A 15,017-nucleotide genomic window follows, 5' to 3' on the forward strand; every position below is an offset into this window, starting at 1 on the left:
AGTCAGAACGATTCGGCATAAATCATAATTTAAAATTCGCTATTCCTACAGAGGATTGTAGAAATAGGCAAGAACCAAACAGGAATGTGCATTGTGCGCTGCCGGCAGGTTGCTGACAATACGGGCCAGAAACCTTTGCGCCGCGTTGGCGCCCGCCTGACAGAAAGAGAGAAATCAACCATGCAAAACTTCATTCTGCATACCCCAACCAAAATCCTGTTCGGCAAGGACCAAATTGCCGAAGTGGCCGGCCAGATCCCGGCGGACGCACGCATCCTGATCACCTACGGTGGCGGCAGCGTGAAGAAAAACGGCGTGCTGGATCAGGTGTATAGCGCGCTGGCCGGCCGCGACGTGCGGGAGTTCTCCGGCATCGAGCCGAACCCAACCTACGAAACGCTGATGAAAGCGGTCGAGGTGGTGAAGGCAGAAAACATCGATTTCCTGCTGGCGGTCGGCGGCGGGTCGGTGGTTGACGGCACCAAGTTCATCGCCGCCGCCGCCCGTTATACCGCCAACGGCGACGCCTGGCATATCCTGCAGACCGTCGGCAGCCACATCGCCGACGCGGTGCCGATGGGCTGCGTGCTGACGCTGCCGGCCACCGGTTCCGAATCCAACAGCGGCGCGGTGATCACCCGTAAAAGCAGCGGCGACAAGCAGCACTTCTTCTCGCCGCTGGTGCAGCCGCGCTTCGCCGTGCTGGATCCGGTGGTGACCTATTCGCTGCCGCCGCGCCAGATCGCCAATGGCGTGGTCGACGCCTTCGTGCACACCCTGGAGCAGTATCTGACCTACCCGGTCGACGCCAAGGTGCAGGATCGCTTCGCCGAAGGCCTGCTGCTGACCCTGCTGGAAGACGGCCCGCGCGCGCTGGCCGAACCGGAGAACTATGCGGTGCGCGCCAACGTGATGTGGAGCGCCACCATGGCGCTGAACGGCCTGATCGGCGCCGGGGTGCCGCAGGACTGGGCAACCCACATGCTGGGCCACGAGCTGACCGCCATGCACGATCTCGACCACGCGCAAACGCTGGCCATCGTGCTGCCGGCGCTGCTGCACGAGAAGAAAGCGCAGAAGCGCGCAAAACTGCTGCAGTACGCTGACCGCGTTTGGGGCCTGCGCGAAGGCAGCGAAGACAGCCGCATCGACGGCGCCATCGCCGCCACTCGCGCCTTCTTCGAGCTGATGGGCGTACCGACCCGCATGGCGGATTATCAGCTCGACGGCAGCAGCATTCCGGCGCTGCTCGACAAGCTGCATCAGCACGGCATGACCGCCCTGGGAGAGCATCAGGACATTACCCTGGACGTCAGCCGCCGCATTTATGAAGCGGCGCGTTAATCGCAAAACGGCGATTTTTTGCTAGGCTTTAGTCTCCGTCAGCCATTTTTCGCCGCATCCGGCGCCCGGCCGATCACCGGGCGCCGTCAGGCGCCTCAGCGCGCCGCCGATCGTTTCGCACCACCCGTCTTACCGCTCATTCGCAGGGAGAGCGGCGAGAAAGTCGCCCTCCCGCCACCGCTGAAATTAGGCTGGCAAACCCGGCAACCGCCCACTTTGCCAACTAGAATTTATCTATAGCCGTTTCGGTGCCGCAGGCGCCGCAATCCGTACACAAGGAGATGCGCATGACAACGCAACAACCCATCATCAAACTCCACGATGGTAATCTGATGCCGCAGTTGGGTCTCGGCGTTTGGCAGGCGAGTATTGAAGAGACCACCCGCGCGGTGAGCAAAGCGCTGGAGATCGGTTACCGCTCCATCGACACCGCCGCGATCTACAAAAACGAGGAAGGCGTCGGCGCCGCGCTGCAGTCCAGCGCGCTGCCGCGCAGCGACCTGTTCATCACCACCAAGCTGTGGAACGACGATCAGGGCGATCCGCTGGCGGCGCTGGAAACCAGTTTGGAAAAACTCAAGCTGGACTATGTGGATCTGTATCTGATCCACTGGCCGCGCCCGCAGCAGGATCAATACGTCTCCGCCTGGCGCGAACTGATCAAACTGCGCGATCAAGGCCTGGTGAAAAGCATCGGCGTATGCAACTTCCATACGCCGCACCTGCAGCGCCTGCTGGATGAAACCAACGTGGCGCCGGTCGTCAATCAGATAGAGCTGCATCCGCTGCTGCAACAGCGCCAGCTGCGTGCCTGGAACGCCACGCACCACATCGCCACCGAATCCTGGAGCCCGCTGGCGCAGGGCGGTGAAGGGGTGTTCGACCAGCCGCTGATCAAGGCGCTGGCCGAAAAATACGAGAAAACCCCGGCGCAGATCGTGGTGCGCTGGCACCTGGACAGCGGCCTGATCGTGATCCCGAAATCGGTCACGCCGTCGCGCATCCGCGAAAACTTCGAGGTGTTTGATTTCAAACTCGATAAGGACGAACTGGGCGAGATCGCCAAGCTGGACATCGGCAACCGCCTCGGGCCGGATCCGGATACCCTGTAATTCCTCCCCAAGCCCTCTCCCGCCGGAGGGGGCTTTTCCTTTCCGCACATTGCTCCCTTGCGCCGCCTGACGTTATGATGACGACGCCGGAGGCTCCGCCTGCCGGTTAATACCGTTAAAAAACAGACAAGCACGGAGCACCATGAAATTCTCTTTCTCACACGGGTCACGGCTGAGCATGCTTTGCATCATGCTGGTGCTGGCGGGTTGCGCCGGCAAGAAACAGCGCGTCAGCTACGATCGCCACGCCTTCGACAGCGCCATTAAAGACGCCGCCAGCGAATACGGCGTAGACGCCAAGCTGATCACCGCCATGATCCAGGTGGAGTCCGGTTTCAACCCCGCCGCAGTGAGCAGATCCAATGCGATCGGCCTGATGCAGCTGAAAGCCGATACCGCCGGCTGCGACGCCTATCGCTACAAAGGCAAACGCGGTTGCCCGGATGATGACGATCTGCTGGATCCCGACACCAATATCGATCTCGGCGCCGCCTACCTGGCCACCTTGCAAAAACAACAGCTTAAAGGGATCGCCAATCCCGTTACGCTGCGCTACGCCACCATCATCGCCTACGTCAACGGCACCGGCGCGCTGCTGCGCACCTTCTCCAGTAACCGCCAGCAGGCCATCGCGATGATCAACAACCTGTCGCCGGAAGCCTTTAACTGGCACGTGCGCAAATACCATCCCGCTCCGCAGGCGCCGCGCCATTTGATGAAAGTGGAAGCCGCCTACGATCGGCTGTGATGAGTAAAAGTAAAAAGGAGAACCCGAGGGTTCTCCTTTTTGTTTGCGCCCGCGGCGTGGCCGTTACGGCTTGGCTTTGCGAATCGGTTTGCGCGGCGGCCGGTTGGACGGCGTGCGCTGCCGATTGATATCGGTATGTTTGGTCAGCGCCGGCCGGGTATGGCGCTGCAGGCGTTTCGCTTCGCGCTGCTCGTCGATGCTCGGCGCCGGCACCAGACACTCGCGGCGGCTGCCGATCAGGTGCTTCAGCCCCATCTCTTCCAGCGCGGCGCGGATCAGCGACCAGTTGGCCGGATCGTGGTAACGCAGCAGCGCCTTGTGCAGGCGGCGCTGGCGATCGCCGCGCGGCACCACCACGTCTTCGCTCTTGTACCCCACCTTGCTCAGCGGGTTTTTGCCGCTGTAATACATGGTGGTGGAGTTGGCCATCGGCGAAGGATAGAAGTTCTGCACCTGATCGAGGCGGAAACGGTTCTTCTTCAGCCACAGCGCCAGGTTCACCATGTCTTCGTCGCGGGTGCCCGGATGCGACGAGATGAAGTACGGGATCAGGTACTGCTCTTTGCCCGCCTGCTTCGAATAGTGATCAAACAGCTGCTTGAAGCGATCGTAGCTGCCCATGCCAGGCTTCATCATCTTCGACAGCGGCCCTTCTTCGGTGTGCTCCGGCGCGATCTTCAGGTAACCGCCGACGTGGTGGGTCGCCAGTTCCTTGATATAACGCGGATCTTCCACCGCCAGATCGTAACGAACCCCGGAAGCGATCAGGATCTTCTTGATGCCCTCCAGCGAACGCGCGCGGCGATACAGCTTGATGGTCGGCTCGTGGTTGGTGTCCATGTAGGTGCAGATCTCCGGATACACGCACGAGGCGCGGCGGCAGGTCTGCTCGGCGCGCGGGTTGGTGCAGCGCAGCATATACATGTTGGCGGTCGGGCCGCCGAGATCGGAGATCACGCCGGTAAAGCCCGGCACCTTGTCGCGGATCTCTTCGATTTCGCGAACGATCGAATCTTCCGAACGGCTCTGGATGATGCGCCCTTCATGCTCGGTGATCGAACAGAACGAGCAGCCGCCGTAGCAGCCGCGCATGATATTCACCGAGAAACGGATCATGTCATAGGCCGGAATGCGATCCTGGCCGTAGGACGGGTGCGGCACGCGCTGATAAGGCAGCGCGAAGACGCTGTCCATCTCCGGCGTGGTCAGCGGGATCGCCGGCGGGTTGATCCACACGTAGCGGTCGCCGTGTTTCTGCATCAGCGCACGGGCGCAGCCCGGGTTGGTTTCATGGTGCAGAATGCGCGAGGTGTGCGCATACAGCACCTTGTCGCCCTTCACTTTCTCGAAGGACGGCAGCAGCACATAGGTCTTCTCCCACGGCTTCGGCTTGGCGGCGCGCACGGTGACAGGCTTGGCTTCCGGCTCTTTCGGCTTGGCGCCGTCGGCGCACGGTAGATCGTCGCCGTACGGGTTCGGGATAGGTTCGATGCGGCCCGGCTTGTCGAGGCGGGTGGAATCCACGCCGCTCCAGCCCGGCAGCGCTTCTTTGCGCATTACGGCGGTATTGCGAATATCGTGGATGTCGCCAATCTTCTCACCGGCGGCCAGGCGATGCGCCACTTCCACCAGCGGGCGTTCACCGTTGCCGTAGATCAGCATGTCGGCCTTGGAATCCACCAGCACCGAGCGGCGCACGGTATCCGACCAGTAATCGTAGTGGGCGATGCGGCGCAGGCTGGCTTCGATGCCGCCCAGCACGATCGGCACGTCTTTGTAGGCTTCTTTACAGCGCTGGCTGTAGACCAGGGTAGCGCGATCCGGGCGTTTGCCGCCGACGTTGCCGGCGGTGTAAGCATCGTCGTGGCGCAGTTTGCGATCGGCGGTATAGCGGTTGATCATCGAGTCCATGTTGCCGGCGGTGATGCCGAAGAACAGGTTCGGTTTCCCCAACCGCATGAAGTCTTCTTTGTTGCTCCAGTCCGGCTGCGCGATGATGCCGACGCGGAAGCCCTGCGCTTCCAGCATGCGGCCGATGATCGCCATGCCGAAGCTCGGGTGATCGACATAGGCGTCGCCGCTGATGATGATCACATCGCAGCTGTCCCAGCCCAGTTGATCCATCTCTGCTCGCGACATCGGTAAAAACGGCGCGGTGCCAAAACATTCCGCCCAATAAGGCTTATAGGAAAACAGTTCACGATCGGGTTGGATCAGGCTGGTGGTGCTCATTCTGCTGCTCTTTTTACAGGTTAATTAATCGCCGGGCGGCGATTATACGCACTAGCTGCAAAAAGAGCATGGTTATTTCGCTAACCGTTCACTTCGAATTCATAAACGTCGCTGCGGCACAAGATATCGCTGAACTCCAGCGCCTCACCCTGGGCATTGCGGCTGGTCTGGGCGATGTGCAACAACGGCGCGCCGCACGGCACGTTGAGCAGCTCGGCGACCTCGTCGCTGCAGGATACCGCCTTCAGCAGAAAGTGTTTATCTTCAGGCACGATGCCGCGCGATTGCCATAACGCATACAGCGAATGTTCCAGCTGCCCCGGTTCGGGCAGGAAGCGCGGCGGAATATAGGTGGTTTCCAGCGAGACCGGGCTGCCGTTCAGCAAGCGCAAACGCCGCAGTTTGACCACCTCATCTCCTTCCGCCAGCCCCAGCGCCGCCGCGGCCTTGGCCGGTGCGCCGACCCGGGTGCGCAGCAACCATCGATTGCTGACGCTGCTGCCGTGGCGCAGCGCCTGAGCGGTGAAACCGCTGTCCTTATCGAGGGAATAGCCAATGTGCATCGCCACGCGGGTGCCAACGCCCTGCTGTCGCAAAATCAGCCCCTTCTCCTCCAGCAGTTTCATCGCCTTGCTGACGGTGACGCGCGACAGAGCCAGGCCTTCCGCCATCTGCCGTTCGGGCGGCAGAAACGCCTCCGCCGCCAGCACCTGCTGCCTGATCGCGGTCTCTATCGCCGATGCCAACTGAATATAACGCGGCGCTACCGCCCCCTGCGCCAGATGGCCACGCAGCCAGGCCATAAAATCCGTCATTCGCCCGCCCTCTTACCTATGCCATTTGTCTGGATTTCGTTTTTTATCCTATCGCCGATCCGGCGATAAGCCCCTCACCTTAACTAAAATATCGCTAATGTTTTCAGAGTGGCATCACAATTTTTGCCTAATGGACTTTCATTGGATCTAGATCGCGCGTAATCTGTGCTTATTGATGTTGATACATCAATCGCACCAACACCAGGGACCCACTTTAAAAACAATAAAAAACCCGCTGCCAGGCCTAAAGGATACCCTTGATGGCCGGCAGCGGGGATATACTGTCAGCACAAACGGCCGAGAATAAGCAACGTAGCTAATGGATAGCTTGCTCACTGCTCATAGCCACATCACAGGATCCCCTCGCGGTGGGCGCAACGGATCGATGTCGGCAAATAGAAACGTTCCCGCTTCGCCAAACCCCGCTGCAGACCCACTCTTTGACTACACTCATTGGCGCCGTGCGGCCGACGTGCCTCACCCGATAAGGCGGATACCGCCCTCACTTTGACAGACCCGGCGGTATCAGCCGCTACACACTGCGCGGAATCGGCGTCTTCACCGACAACGAAATAGCCGGCGTCAACCGCGCCAACGGAATCGATTTTCAGTCAACTGCGGCGGCCCTCGCGGCCCTGCGCTACAGGGATCATTTGCTATGACCGATATCAATCGCAATGAAGCATGGAAGGTAGAAAGCACCGGTATCGATCGGGTGCCGGACGCGGAACAGACCGGCAAGCCCATCGAGCTGTTTTGGATCTGGTCGGCGGCCAATATCGGCATTCTCGGCGTGGTGTACGGCGCCATTATCGTCGGCTTCGGCTTATCCTTCCTGCAATCGGTACTCGCCGCGCTGGTCGGCGTCGCCAGCTTCGTGCTGGTCGGCCTCACCAGCTTCGCCGGCAAGCGCGGGCGCACCTCTACGCTGACGCTCTCGCGGGTGATTTTCGGCCTGAAGGGCAACGTGGCGCCCACCCTGTTCAGTTGGATCAACCTGATGGGCTGGGAAGCAGTCAACGTGATCACCGGCACCCTGACGCTGGCGGCGCTGTTCGAGGCCTTCGGGTTGGGTAGCAGCCACCTGCTGACCGCGCTCAGCCTGCTGCTGTTCGGCGGGCTCACTGTCGTCGTCAGCCTGCTGGGGCAAAATACCGTGGTCTGGATGCAAAGCTGGTTCAGCCGCATCTTCGGCACCATGACGCTGATCGTGGTGCTCTATATCCTGTTCAACACCGAGTGGAGCCAGGTGCTGGCGCTGCCTTCCGGCAGCTGGTTGACCGGCTTCCTGCCGGCGGTATCGGTGATTGCCGCCGGCACCGGCATCAGTTGGGCGATCGCCGGCGCCGACTACAGCCGCTATCAAAGCCCGAGCTCGTCGAGCAAAAGCATTTTCGCCGCGGTGATGGGCGGCGCCTGTTTGCCGCTGATGCTGCTGATGCTGGCCGGCATCCTGCTTTCCGTGCAGCTGCCCGATCTGGCCAGCGCCGCCAACCCCATCGCGCTGATAGGCTCGGTGCTGCCCGCCTGGATGGCCATTCCTTATCTGCTGGCCGCCACCGCCGGCATCGTCACCATCGCGGTGCTCAGCCTGTATTCCGCCAGCCTTAACCTGCTGACCATCGGCGTGCAGGTCAAGCAGTGGCTGGCGGTATCGATCGACGCGGTGGTGGTGTTGGGCATCGCCCTGTATGTGCTGTTCATCTCCGGCGATTTCATGGGGCCGTTCATCTCCTTCCTGGTGTTCTGCGGCGTCTTCCTGGCGGCCTGGGAGGCGATTTTCCTGCTCGATTACCTGTGCCTGCGCCGCCGCCACGGGTATGATGGCAACGCTTTGTACGGCCTGCATGGCCAGAACCGCGGCGTGCGCAAAGCCCCGCTGTTCTGCTGGTTCCTCGGCGCCCTGTGCGGCCTGCTGGTCACCAAAACCGGTTTTATCGACGGCCCGCTGGCCAAAGGCTTGTTCGCCGATTCCAGCCTGGGGCTGTTTGTGTCGTTCGCGGTGAGTCTGATCGCTTACGGTCTGTACCTGACCCAACGCAGAGAACATCAATGAGTGAGTGGGAAGCTGTAACACCTGTCCTGGTGATTGGGGGCGCGGTCGGCGATCTGGTGATGACGCTGCCGCGCCTGCCGACCAGCGGCGAAGATATCGAAGCCCAGCCGCAGGCGCGGCAAATCGGCGGCTGCGCGTTCAACGTGGCGCGCGCGCTGGTGCGCCTTGAGGTGCCGGTGATCAACGGCATGCCGGTCGGCAACGGCGAATGGGGCGCGGCGGTCGAAGCCGCCATGGGCGAGCTGGGGCTGGAGGTGCTGCTGCGCCACGGCCAGATGGACAACGGCTGGTGCCTGGCGCTGGTGGAGCCGAACGGCGAACGTACCTTCATCACGGTTTCCGGTTGCGAAAGCCAATGGAATAAAGCGCAGCTGGCCACGCTGCCGCTGACGGAACACACCCTGATCTACGCCAGCGGCTACGAGCTGGCGGGCGAAAACGGCGAAGCGCTGCGCGAGTGGCTGACGCGCATGCCGTTCGACCAACCGCGCCTGATCGATCCCGGCCCGCGCATCGCTCAGCTCAGCGAAGATTTCTTCGCCATGCTCAGCGACAGCCACACCCTATTGACGCTCAACCGCGACGAAGTGGCCGCGCTGTGCGGCGGCGGCAACGCCGTGGAGGCCGCGCAGCGCTATGCCGCCGCCCGTAACCTAACGCTGGTCTGCCGCCTGGATCGCGACGGCGCGTGGATCTGCGACGGCCGTACGCCGCCGCTGCACGTGCCCGCCTATCCGGTAGACGTCGTCGACACCATCGGCGCGGGCGATGCCCACTGCGCCGGTTTGCTGGCGGGCCTGTCCGCCGGCTGGCCACTGCCGCAGGCGGTCGATCTGGCCAACCGGGTCGCCGCTTGCGTGGTGGCCAGCCTCGGCGCCGCCAATCCGCCGGACCGGCAGCAGTTGCAACAGCGCTTCCCGCAGGCCTGACGTTTCAAGGCGCCGTCACGCGGCGCCCTCTGCCTTACTGCGCCGCTACCGCACTCTCCTGCGGCGGGTGGCGATAGTTGAAACTCAACGCGAACACGATCCCCAACACCAGCGTATACAGCGCAAACACCAGCCAGATGCTCTGCCAGTCTTTCACGCCGTCATGGCTGAAGAAGTCCACCACCTCGCCGCTGGCGAGCGCCCCCAGATAGGCGCCCAAACCGTTCACCATAGTCATGAACAGCCCCTGCGCGCTGGCGCGGATGCGGCGATCGGCCTCTTTCTCGACGAAGATGGCGCCGGAGATATTAAAGAAGTCGAACGCACAGCCGTAGACGATCATCGACAGCAGCAGCAGAACGAAACCAAAGCCGACCGGCGTGCCATAGGCCAGGAACAGGAAGCGCAGCGTCCAGGCCGCCATGCTGATCAGCATCACCTGCTTGATGCCGTAACGGCGCAGGAAGAAGGGAATGGTGAGGATAAAGAACACTTCGGAGATCTGCGACAGCGACAGCAGCACCGCCGGATACCGGACGCTGAGGCTGTCCTGATACAGCGGGTTGAGCGACAGATCGTGCAGGAACGGGTTGCCGAAGGTATTGGTTATCTGCAGCGCCGCGCCAAGCAACATGGCGAACAGGAAAAACAGCGCCATGCGCCGCTGGCGGAACAGTACCAGCGCATCCAGCCCCAGCACGCTCACCCAGCTCTTCGACTCGGCCGCGCGGTTGGTCGGGCAGCGCGGCAGCGTCAGTGAATAAGCGGACAGCAGCAGCGACGCCGCAGAAGCCAGATACAGCTGCAGATTGCTGAGCTCGATTCGGCTGAAGCCGACCAGCCACATCGCCAGAATGAACCCCACCGTGCCGTACACCCGCACCGGCGGAAAGTCCTTCACCGTGTCAAAGCCGTGCTTTTCGAGACAAAAATAGGAAATGGCGTTGGAGAGCGCGATGGTCGGCATATAGACCATGGCGTTGAACAGCATCACCCAGAACATCAGCATCGGTTGCTCGACCTGCGCCGCGCAGTACAGCGCCAGCGCCCCGAGCAGGTGGCAAAGCGCATACAGGTAGTTGGCCTTCATCCACCGATCGGCGATGATGCCCGCCAGCCCCGGCATGATCAGCGCGGCGATGCCTTTGGCGCTGTAAACCATCCCCACCTGCATGCCGCTGAAATGCAGCGTGTTGATCATGTAGGAGCCCAGCGTCACCAACCAGGCGCCCCAGATAAAGAACTGCAGGAAAATCATGACTTTCAATCGTGCTTTTATCACCATCGCCATCACCTTGTTATTATGCTTTCAACGATGATTGGTGCGGCGGGCCCCCTGCAGCCCGCCGCCGGTTTGCCTGCGGTGTTACAGCGTTTTGAACAGCTCGCGGATCAGGCGCATGAAATCGTCCGCCGCCAGCGCCGCGCAGCTGAGCGTTTGTTCATGGGAGAGCGGCGTATCCGACAGCCCTTCGGCATAGTTGGTCATCGCGGACACCACCAGCACCTTGAGGCCGCAGTGGCGCGCCGTCAGGACTTCCGGCACGATCGACATGCCCACCACGTCGCAGCCCATGGTCTGCATCATGCGGATCTCCGCCGGCGTTTCGAAATTCGGCCCGGTGTAGGCGGCGAACACCCCTTCCGCCAGCGGAATGCCCGCGCTTTCGGCCACCGCCGCCAGCCGGGCGCGCAGATCGCGATCGTAGGCGTTCGCCAGGCTGAAGAAGCGCGGCCCGAAGCGCTCGTCGTTGGCGCCGACCAGCGGCGATTCCGGCATGAAGTTGATGTGATCGGTGATGGCCACCAGGCTGCCCGGCGCCACCGAGCGGCGCAGCGAACCGGCGGCGTTGGTCGCCAGCAGGAATTCGCAGCCCAGCAGTTTGAAGGTGCGCACCGCGGTGGTCATCACCTGCATGCCGCGCCCTTCATAGAAATGACCGCGCCCTTTCATGCACAATACCGGCACGCCTTCCAGCTTGCCGGCGACCAACTGCCCGGCATGGCCGGCGACGCCGCTCACCGGGAAGCCCGGCAGCTCCCCGTAGTCGATGGTGACGGTTTCGGTCATCACCTCCGCCAGGGCGCCGAGCCCGGAGCCGAGAATCAAGGCCGCTTTCGGCTGGAAACCCGGCAGGCGTGCGCGGACAGCATCGGCGCAGGTAAAAGCATCTTCTTGATTAAACATCGTATTCTCTCTTTCAGCGGGGGATAATAATCCCCATAGTAGAGAGCGAGGCGCGGCCGAGACCAATACATTCTTGGCGGCCGATTTATTCCATTTACCTATAAGTTGAGCTGCGTCACAAGGAGGCGATACCCCGGATGAATCAGCCCCATGCCCTGCCCGATCCCGGCCGGATTAACTTCCGCCTGCTGCACTATTTCCGCGTGGTGGCGGAAGAGATGAACTTCACCCAGGCGGCGCGGCGGCTGAATATGTCACAGCCGCCGCTCAGCAAGCACATCAAGGAGCTGGAAAGCCAGCTCGGCGTGGTGCTGTTCAAACGCACCACCCGCTCCATGACGCTGACGCCGGCCGGCCGCACGCTGCTGCGCAACGTCGAGCGGCTGCTGGATCAGGCAGACAGCGCGCTGCATCAGGTGCAACAGATGGGGCGCGGCGAAGGCGGCCACATGGTGGTCGGCATGGTCGGCACCTCGGCCTGGGGCGGCCTGATCGCGGCGCTGCGGCGGTTCAGCGAGCAAAACGCCGGCGTCACCTGGTCGTTGAACGAGCTGACGCCCAGCCAGCAAATCGCCGCGCTGCAAAAGCGGCATATCGATATCGGGGTCTGGCGAGAGGCGCAGCAACAGACGCTGCCGGGGTTGACCTGCCAACGCTTGGCGAGCGAGAGCATCGCCGTGGTGCTGCCGCTCGATCATCCGCTGGCGCAGCAGGAAAGCATCCCGCTGGCGGCGCTGCAGAACGACAGTTTCATCGTGCTGCCGCCGCACGAGGCCAGCCTGGGGCTGTATCTGCACAATCTGTGCCTGCAGCAGGGATTTTTGCCGGACGTCGCTTATCAGGTCAACGAGCCGCAAACCCTGCTGGCGCTGGTGGCGGAGGGCTGCGGCATTACGCTGCTGCCGGACAGCTACGGCCGCATCCCGTGGCCCGGCGTCCGCTTTTGCTCGCTGCAGCAGGCGCCGCCGGCGGATCTGTACGCGGTTTACCGCGCCGACAGCGTCACGCCGGTCGTAGAGGCCTTTCTGGAGATGCTGCGGGCGCCGTAAGCGGCCCGCAGCGCAGATTACATCGTCGGCTGCACCATCAGCTGGCCGGCGGTGCCGCGATCGGCCATCTCCAACGTCTGGCTGTAATACAGGAACGGGAAGTGTTCGGAGGTAGGTTGGTTGAAATACACCAGCAGCTCGACGTCGCCATCGACCCAGACGGTGTCCTTCCAGCCGCGATCTTCCGCCATCGGCTGCGCGCCGTTGACGCGTTTGATCAGGAACTGCACGCCCTGAATATGGAACGACTGCGGCGTATCCGCATGAATGTTCCAGCGTTCCCAGGTGCCTTGCTGCGCCTGCACGTCGATGCGGTTCATGTCCCAAATCGCGCCGTTGATGCCGACGCCGCCGTCGCCCAGGCGGAAATCGCGGGTGCGGCTGGCGCTGCCGTCCAACAGCTGATCCGCCAGCAGGCGCATCGGCAGGTTGTCGGTCACCAGCGGCAGCAGGCCGGTCGGGCGCAGCGTCAGCACCTGGGTGGACACCAGAATGCTCGACGGCTCGAACAGGCCGCGCAGGCGATCCATGATGCCCGCCGCTTCACCGGCGGTGATGGTCACCTCCTCGCCCTTCGACATGTCGATCAGCACTTCCCGGCGTTCGCCCGGCGCCAGCGACAGCTGCTGCACCGCGACCGGCGCGGGCAGGAAGCCCTGATCGCTGGCGATCACGTTGAATGGGCGCCCGTCGCTGAGCTGCAGGGTATAGCGGCGCGCGTTGGAGGCGTTGAGCAGGCGCAAACGCACCCAGCCGCGCGACACCTCGACATACGGATTTTGCACGCCGTTGACCAACAGCGTATCGCCGACGAAACCGCCCTGCGACGGCGCATCGTATTGCGGCGTGCCGAAGTTATCGAAGCGCTTGTCCTGAATGATCAGCGGGAAATCGTCGACGCCGTAGTGGTTGGGCAGCGGCAGCGCTTTGCTGACGGCATCCTCCACCAGCCACAGCCCGGCCAGCCCGTTGTATACGTGCGGCGCCATGCGGTTCGGCGTATTGGCGTGGTACCAGCAGGTGGCCGCCGCCTGACGAATAGGCAGCACCGGCGACCAGTCGACGTTGGGCGACATCATGCGCGGCGCGCCGCCCATCAGCGTGCCCGGCACCTGCAGACCGCTGATGGTCATCGCCACCGGCTCCTGCAGGCGGTTGCTGTAGATCAGTTTGACGTCGTCACCGCTGTAAACCCGCACCGTCGGCCCCAAATACATGCCGTTGATACCCCACACCGCCGCCTTTCGGTTATCCATAAACGCCCAGTGGGCGCGCTGCAGGGTCAGGAACAGCGGCTGACCGCGGCGAGACTCCAGCAGTGGAGGGATGGGTAATGGGGTCTGCGTTCCGCTCGCCTCTGCCCTCAGCGGCACGGCGCTCGCGCACAGCGCCAGGCCCGATGCCTGTATAAACTGACGTCGACTGAGTGACATATTTTCTCCATGAAAAGCAATAACTAAACCGTGTGCAAAACCCAAACGCCCGCCAATCAAGATTAGCAGGCGCTCAGGCGTTAACGGCGCTGAACGCCAATTAAAAACGTATTCTTTGAAGCCGGTAGACTGTTATTTTTTGGCGGCGTTGCGCTGGGCGACTTCGGCGTCCAATTGGGCGATTTTCGCCTCCATCAGCTCGCGGCAATGCGCCGCCAGCTCGCGCACGTTTTCTTTGCCGTATTTGCTGGTATCCACCGGCGCCAACATCTCGACGATCACGTGACCGTTATTCCAGCGATTAAGATTTATATTACCGCTGGTGGTCGATACGCAGATCGGCACAATCGGCACGCCGGCGGCGATGGCCGCGTGGAACGCGCCGGTTTTAAACGGCATCAGCCCGCGACCGCGGCTGCGGGTCCCTTCCGGGAACATCCAGATCGAAATGTCTTTCTTTTTGAACTGCTCCGCCACCTGGGCGATGGTGCCGTGCGCCTTGGCGCGATTATCACGATCTATCAGCAGATTACCGGTCAGCCAATACAGCGGGCCGAAAAACGGGATCCACACCAGACTTTTTTTACCGACGGTCACGGTGCGTGGCTGCACGATATTGGCGGCCGTCACCATGTCGTAGTTATTTTGGTGGTTGGCGATATAGATGCAGTTGCCGTTGTTGGCCGCATCGGCCGGCACGCGGGTTTCAACCTTGATGCCGAACAGCGTCGACAGGCGGCCGAAAAGGTGGCCGAAGGTCGCCACATGGCGGGGATTGCGCGGGCTGAACAAGCAATAAACAGAACCGAAAATACACACCAGAATACAGAAAAGAGTGGCGAGAACGGCACGCAAAATCAATAACATAACAACCTCATTAGCACACTGCCAACGCAGTTTACTTCGCTGCGCAGATTCCTTTACTCATTATTTGCCGGCCAGGCGATAAGCACGCCGATGTCGCCTGCCTTTCTCGCTATTTTCCCGCCAGCCGGCAATACGCACAATAATTTTATGCGCAGAAATGTTAACTATTTGGAAAATAAACGCCAGTAAAAATAAATAAGGCGGCCACAGCATGCTGCGACCGCCCGTTAACGCTGGCGTCAAC

At 61.8% G+C, this 15,017-nt stretch carries 13 protein-coding genes; 6 read left to right on the plus strand and 7 right to left on the minus strand.

What is annotated here, in order from left to right; genetic code table 11:
- Nucleotides 1-180 precede the first annotated feature (180 nt).
- The 3 genes from yqhD to ACJ8IN_RS21475 all read left to right on the plus strand — a co-directional run bounded on the left by yqhD (nt 181) and on the right by ACJ8IN_RS21475 (nt 3,204).
- Nucleotides 181-1,344: an alcohol dehydrogenase gene (gene yqhD, locus ACJ8IN_RS21465; protein ID WP_308326049.1), complete on the plus strand. Its 1,164-nt coding sequence runs from the start codon at nt 181-183 to the stop codon at nt 1,342-1,344.
- Nucleotides 1,345-1,631: 287 nt separating this feature from the next.
- Nucleotides 1,632-2,456: a 2,5-didehydrogluconate reductase DkgA gene (gene dkgA / locus ACJ8IN_RS21470; RefSeq protein ID WP_047570489.1), complete on the plus strand. Its 825-nt coding sequence runs from the start codon at nt 1,632-1,634 to the stop codon at nt 2,454-2,456.
- Nucleotides 2,457-2,598: 142 nt separating this feature from the next.
- The gene (locus ACJ8IN_RS21475; protein ID WP_197846498.1) at nt 2,599-3,204 is read left to right on the plus strand and encodes a transglycosylase SLT domain-containing protein; all 606 of its coding nucleotides are present in this window, start codon (nt 2,599-2,601) and stop codon (nt 3,202-3,204) included.
- Between the two features lie 63 nt (nt 3,205-3,267).
- Here the strand turns inward: ACJ8IN_RS21475 and ACJ8IN_RS21480 are convergent, their stop codons facing one another.
- Together ACJ8IN_RS21480 and ACJ8IN_RS21485 are read right to left on the minus strand one after the other, a co-directional pair.
- Entirely contained in the window at nt 3,268-5,436 is a 2,169-nt protein-coding gene (locus ACJ8IN_RS21480; protein WP_041036717.1) for a YgiQ family radical SAM protein, read from the minus strand.
- 80 nt (nt 5,437-5,516) lie between these two features.
- Nucleotides 5,517-6,251 (minus strand): GntR family transcriptional regulator, encoded by a 735-nt coding sequence (locus ACJ8IN_RS21485; RefSeq protein WP_308326050.1) that lies wholly within the window; start codon nt 6,249-6,251, stop codon nt 5,517-5,519.
- Between the two features lie 658 nt (nt 6,252-6,909).
- Between ACJ8IN_RS21485 and ACJ8IN_RS21490 the strand changes: the two genes are divergently transcribed.
- Nucleotides 6,910-8,307, plus strand: a complete 1,398-nt coding sequence (locus tag ACJ8IN_RS21490) for a purine-cytosine permease family protein (RefSeq protein ID WP_025304294.1) — start codon at nt 6,910-6,912, stop codon at nt 8,305-8,307.
- Nucleotides 8,304-9,236 carry a PfkB family carbohydrate kinase gene (locus tag ACJ8IN_RS21495; RefSeq protein WP_308326051.1) on the plus strand — a complete coding sequence of 311 codons (933 nt, stop codon included), beginning with the start codon at nt 8,304-8,306 and terminating at the stop codon, nt 9,234-9,236. Before ACJ8IN_RS21490 ends, ACJ8IN_RS21495 begins: the two co-directional genes overlap by 4 nt.
- A 34-nt stretch (nt 9,237-9,270) precedes the next feature.
- Here ACJ8IN_RS21495 and ACJ8IN_RS21500 read toward each other — a convergent pair whose 3' ends face one another.
- Together ACJ8IN_RS21500 and xapA are read right to left on the minus strand one after the other, a co-directional pair.
- Nucleotides 9,271-10,521: a nucleoside permease gene (locus tag ACJ8IN_RS21500; RefSeq protein WP_308326052.1), complete on the minus strand. Its 1,251-nt coding sequence runs from the start codon at nt 10,519-10,521 to the stop codon at nt 9,271-9,273.
- An 81-nt stretch (nt 10,522-10,602) separates the two neighbouring features.
- Nucleotides 10,603-11,424, minus strand: coding sequence for a xanthosine phosphorylase (gene xapA / locus ACJ8IN_RS21505; RefSeq protein WP_308326053.1), 822 nt, complete (start codon nt 11,422-11,424; stop codon nt 10,603-10,605).
- Between the two features lie 137 nt (nt 11,425-11,561).
- Here xapA and ACJ8IN_RS21510 point away from each other — a divergent pair, with 137 nt between their 5' ends.
- Entirely contained in the window at nt 11,562-12,473 is a 912-nt protein-coding gene (locus ACJ8IN_RS21510) for a LysR family transcriptional regulator (protein ID WP_033654828.1), read from the plus strand.
- Nucleotides 12,474-12,490: 17 nt separating this feature from the next.
- Here ACJ8IN_RS21510 and ftsP read toward each other — a convergent pair whose 3' ends face one another.
- The 3 genes from ftsP to ACJ8IN_RS21525 form a co-directional block, all read right to left on the minus strand.
- Entirely contained in the window at nt 12,491-13,906 is a 1,416-nt protein-coding gene (gene ftsP / locus ACJ8IN_RS21515) for a cell division protein FtsP (RefSeq protein ID WP_033654827.1), read from the minus strand.
- Between the two features lie 132 nt (nt 13,907-14,038).
- Entirely contained in the window at nt 14,039-14,773 is a 735-nt protein-coding gene (locus ACJ8IN_RS21520; RefSeq protein WP_033636057.1) for a 1-acylglycerol-3-phosphate O-acyltransferase, read from the minus strand.
- 60 nt (nt 14,774-14,833) lie between these two features.
- On the minus strand, nt 14,834-15,016 hold the full coding sequence (locus tag ACJ8IN_RS21525; RefSeq protein ID WP_133159880.1) for a hypothetical protein: 183 nt from the start codon (nt 15,014-15,016) through the stop codon (nt 14,834-14,836).
- Between the last annotated feature and the right edge of the window lies 1 nt (nt 15,017).

It is taken from the genome of Serratia sp. CY31944, from assembly GCF_052169175.1.
Taxonomy (GTDB): Bacteria; Pseudomonadota; Gammaproteobacteria; order Enterobacterales; family Enterobacteriaceae; genus Serratia; species Serratia sarumanii.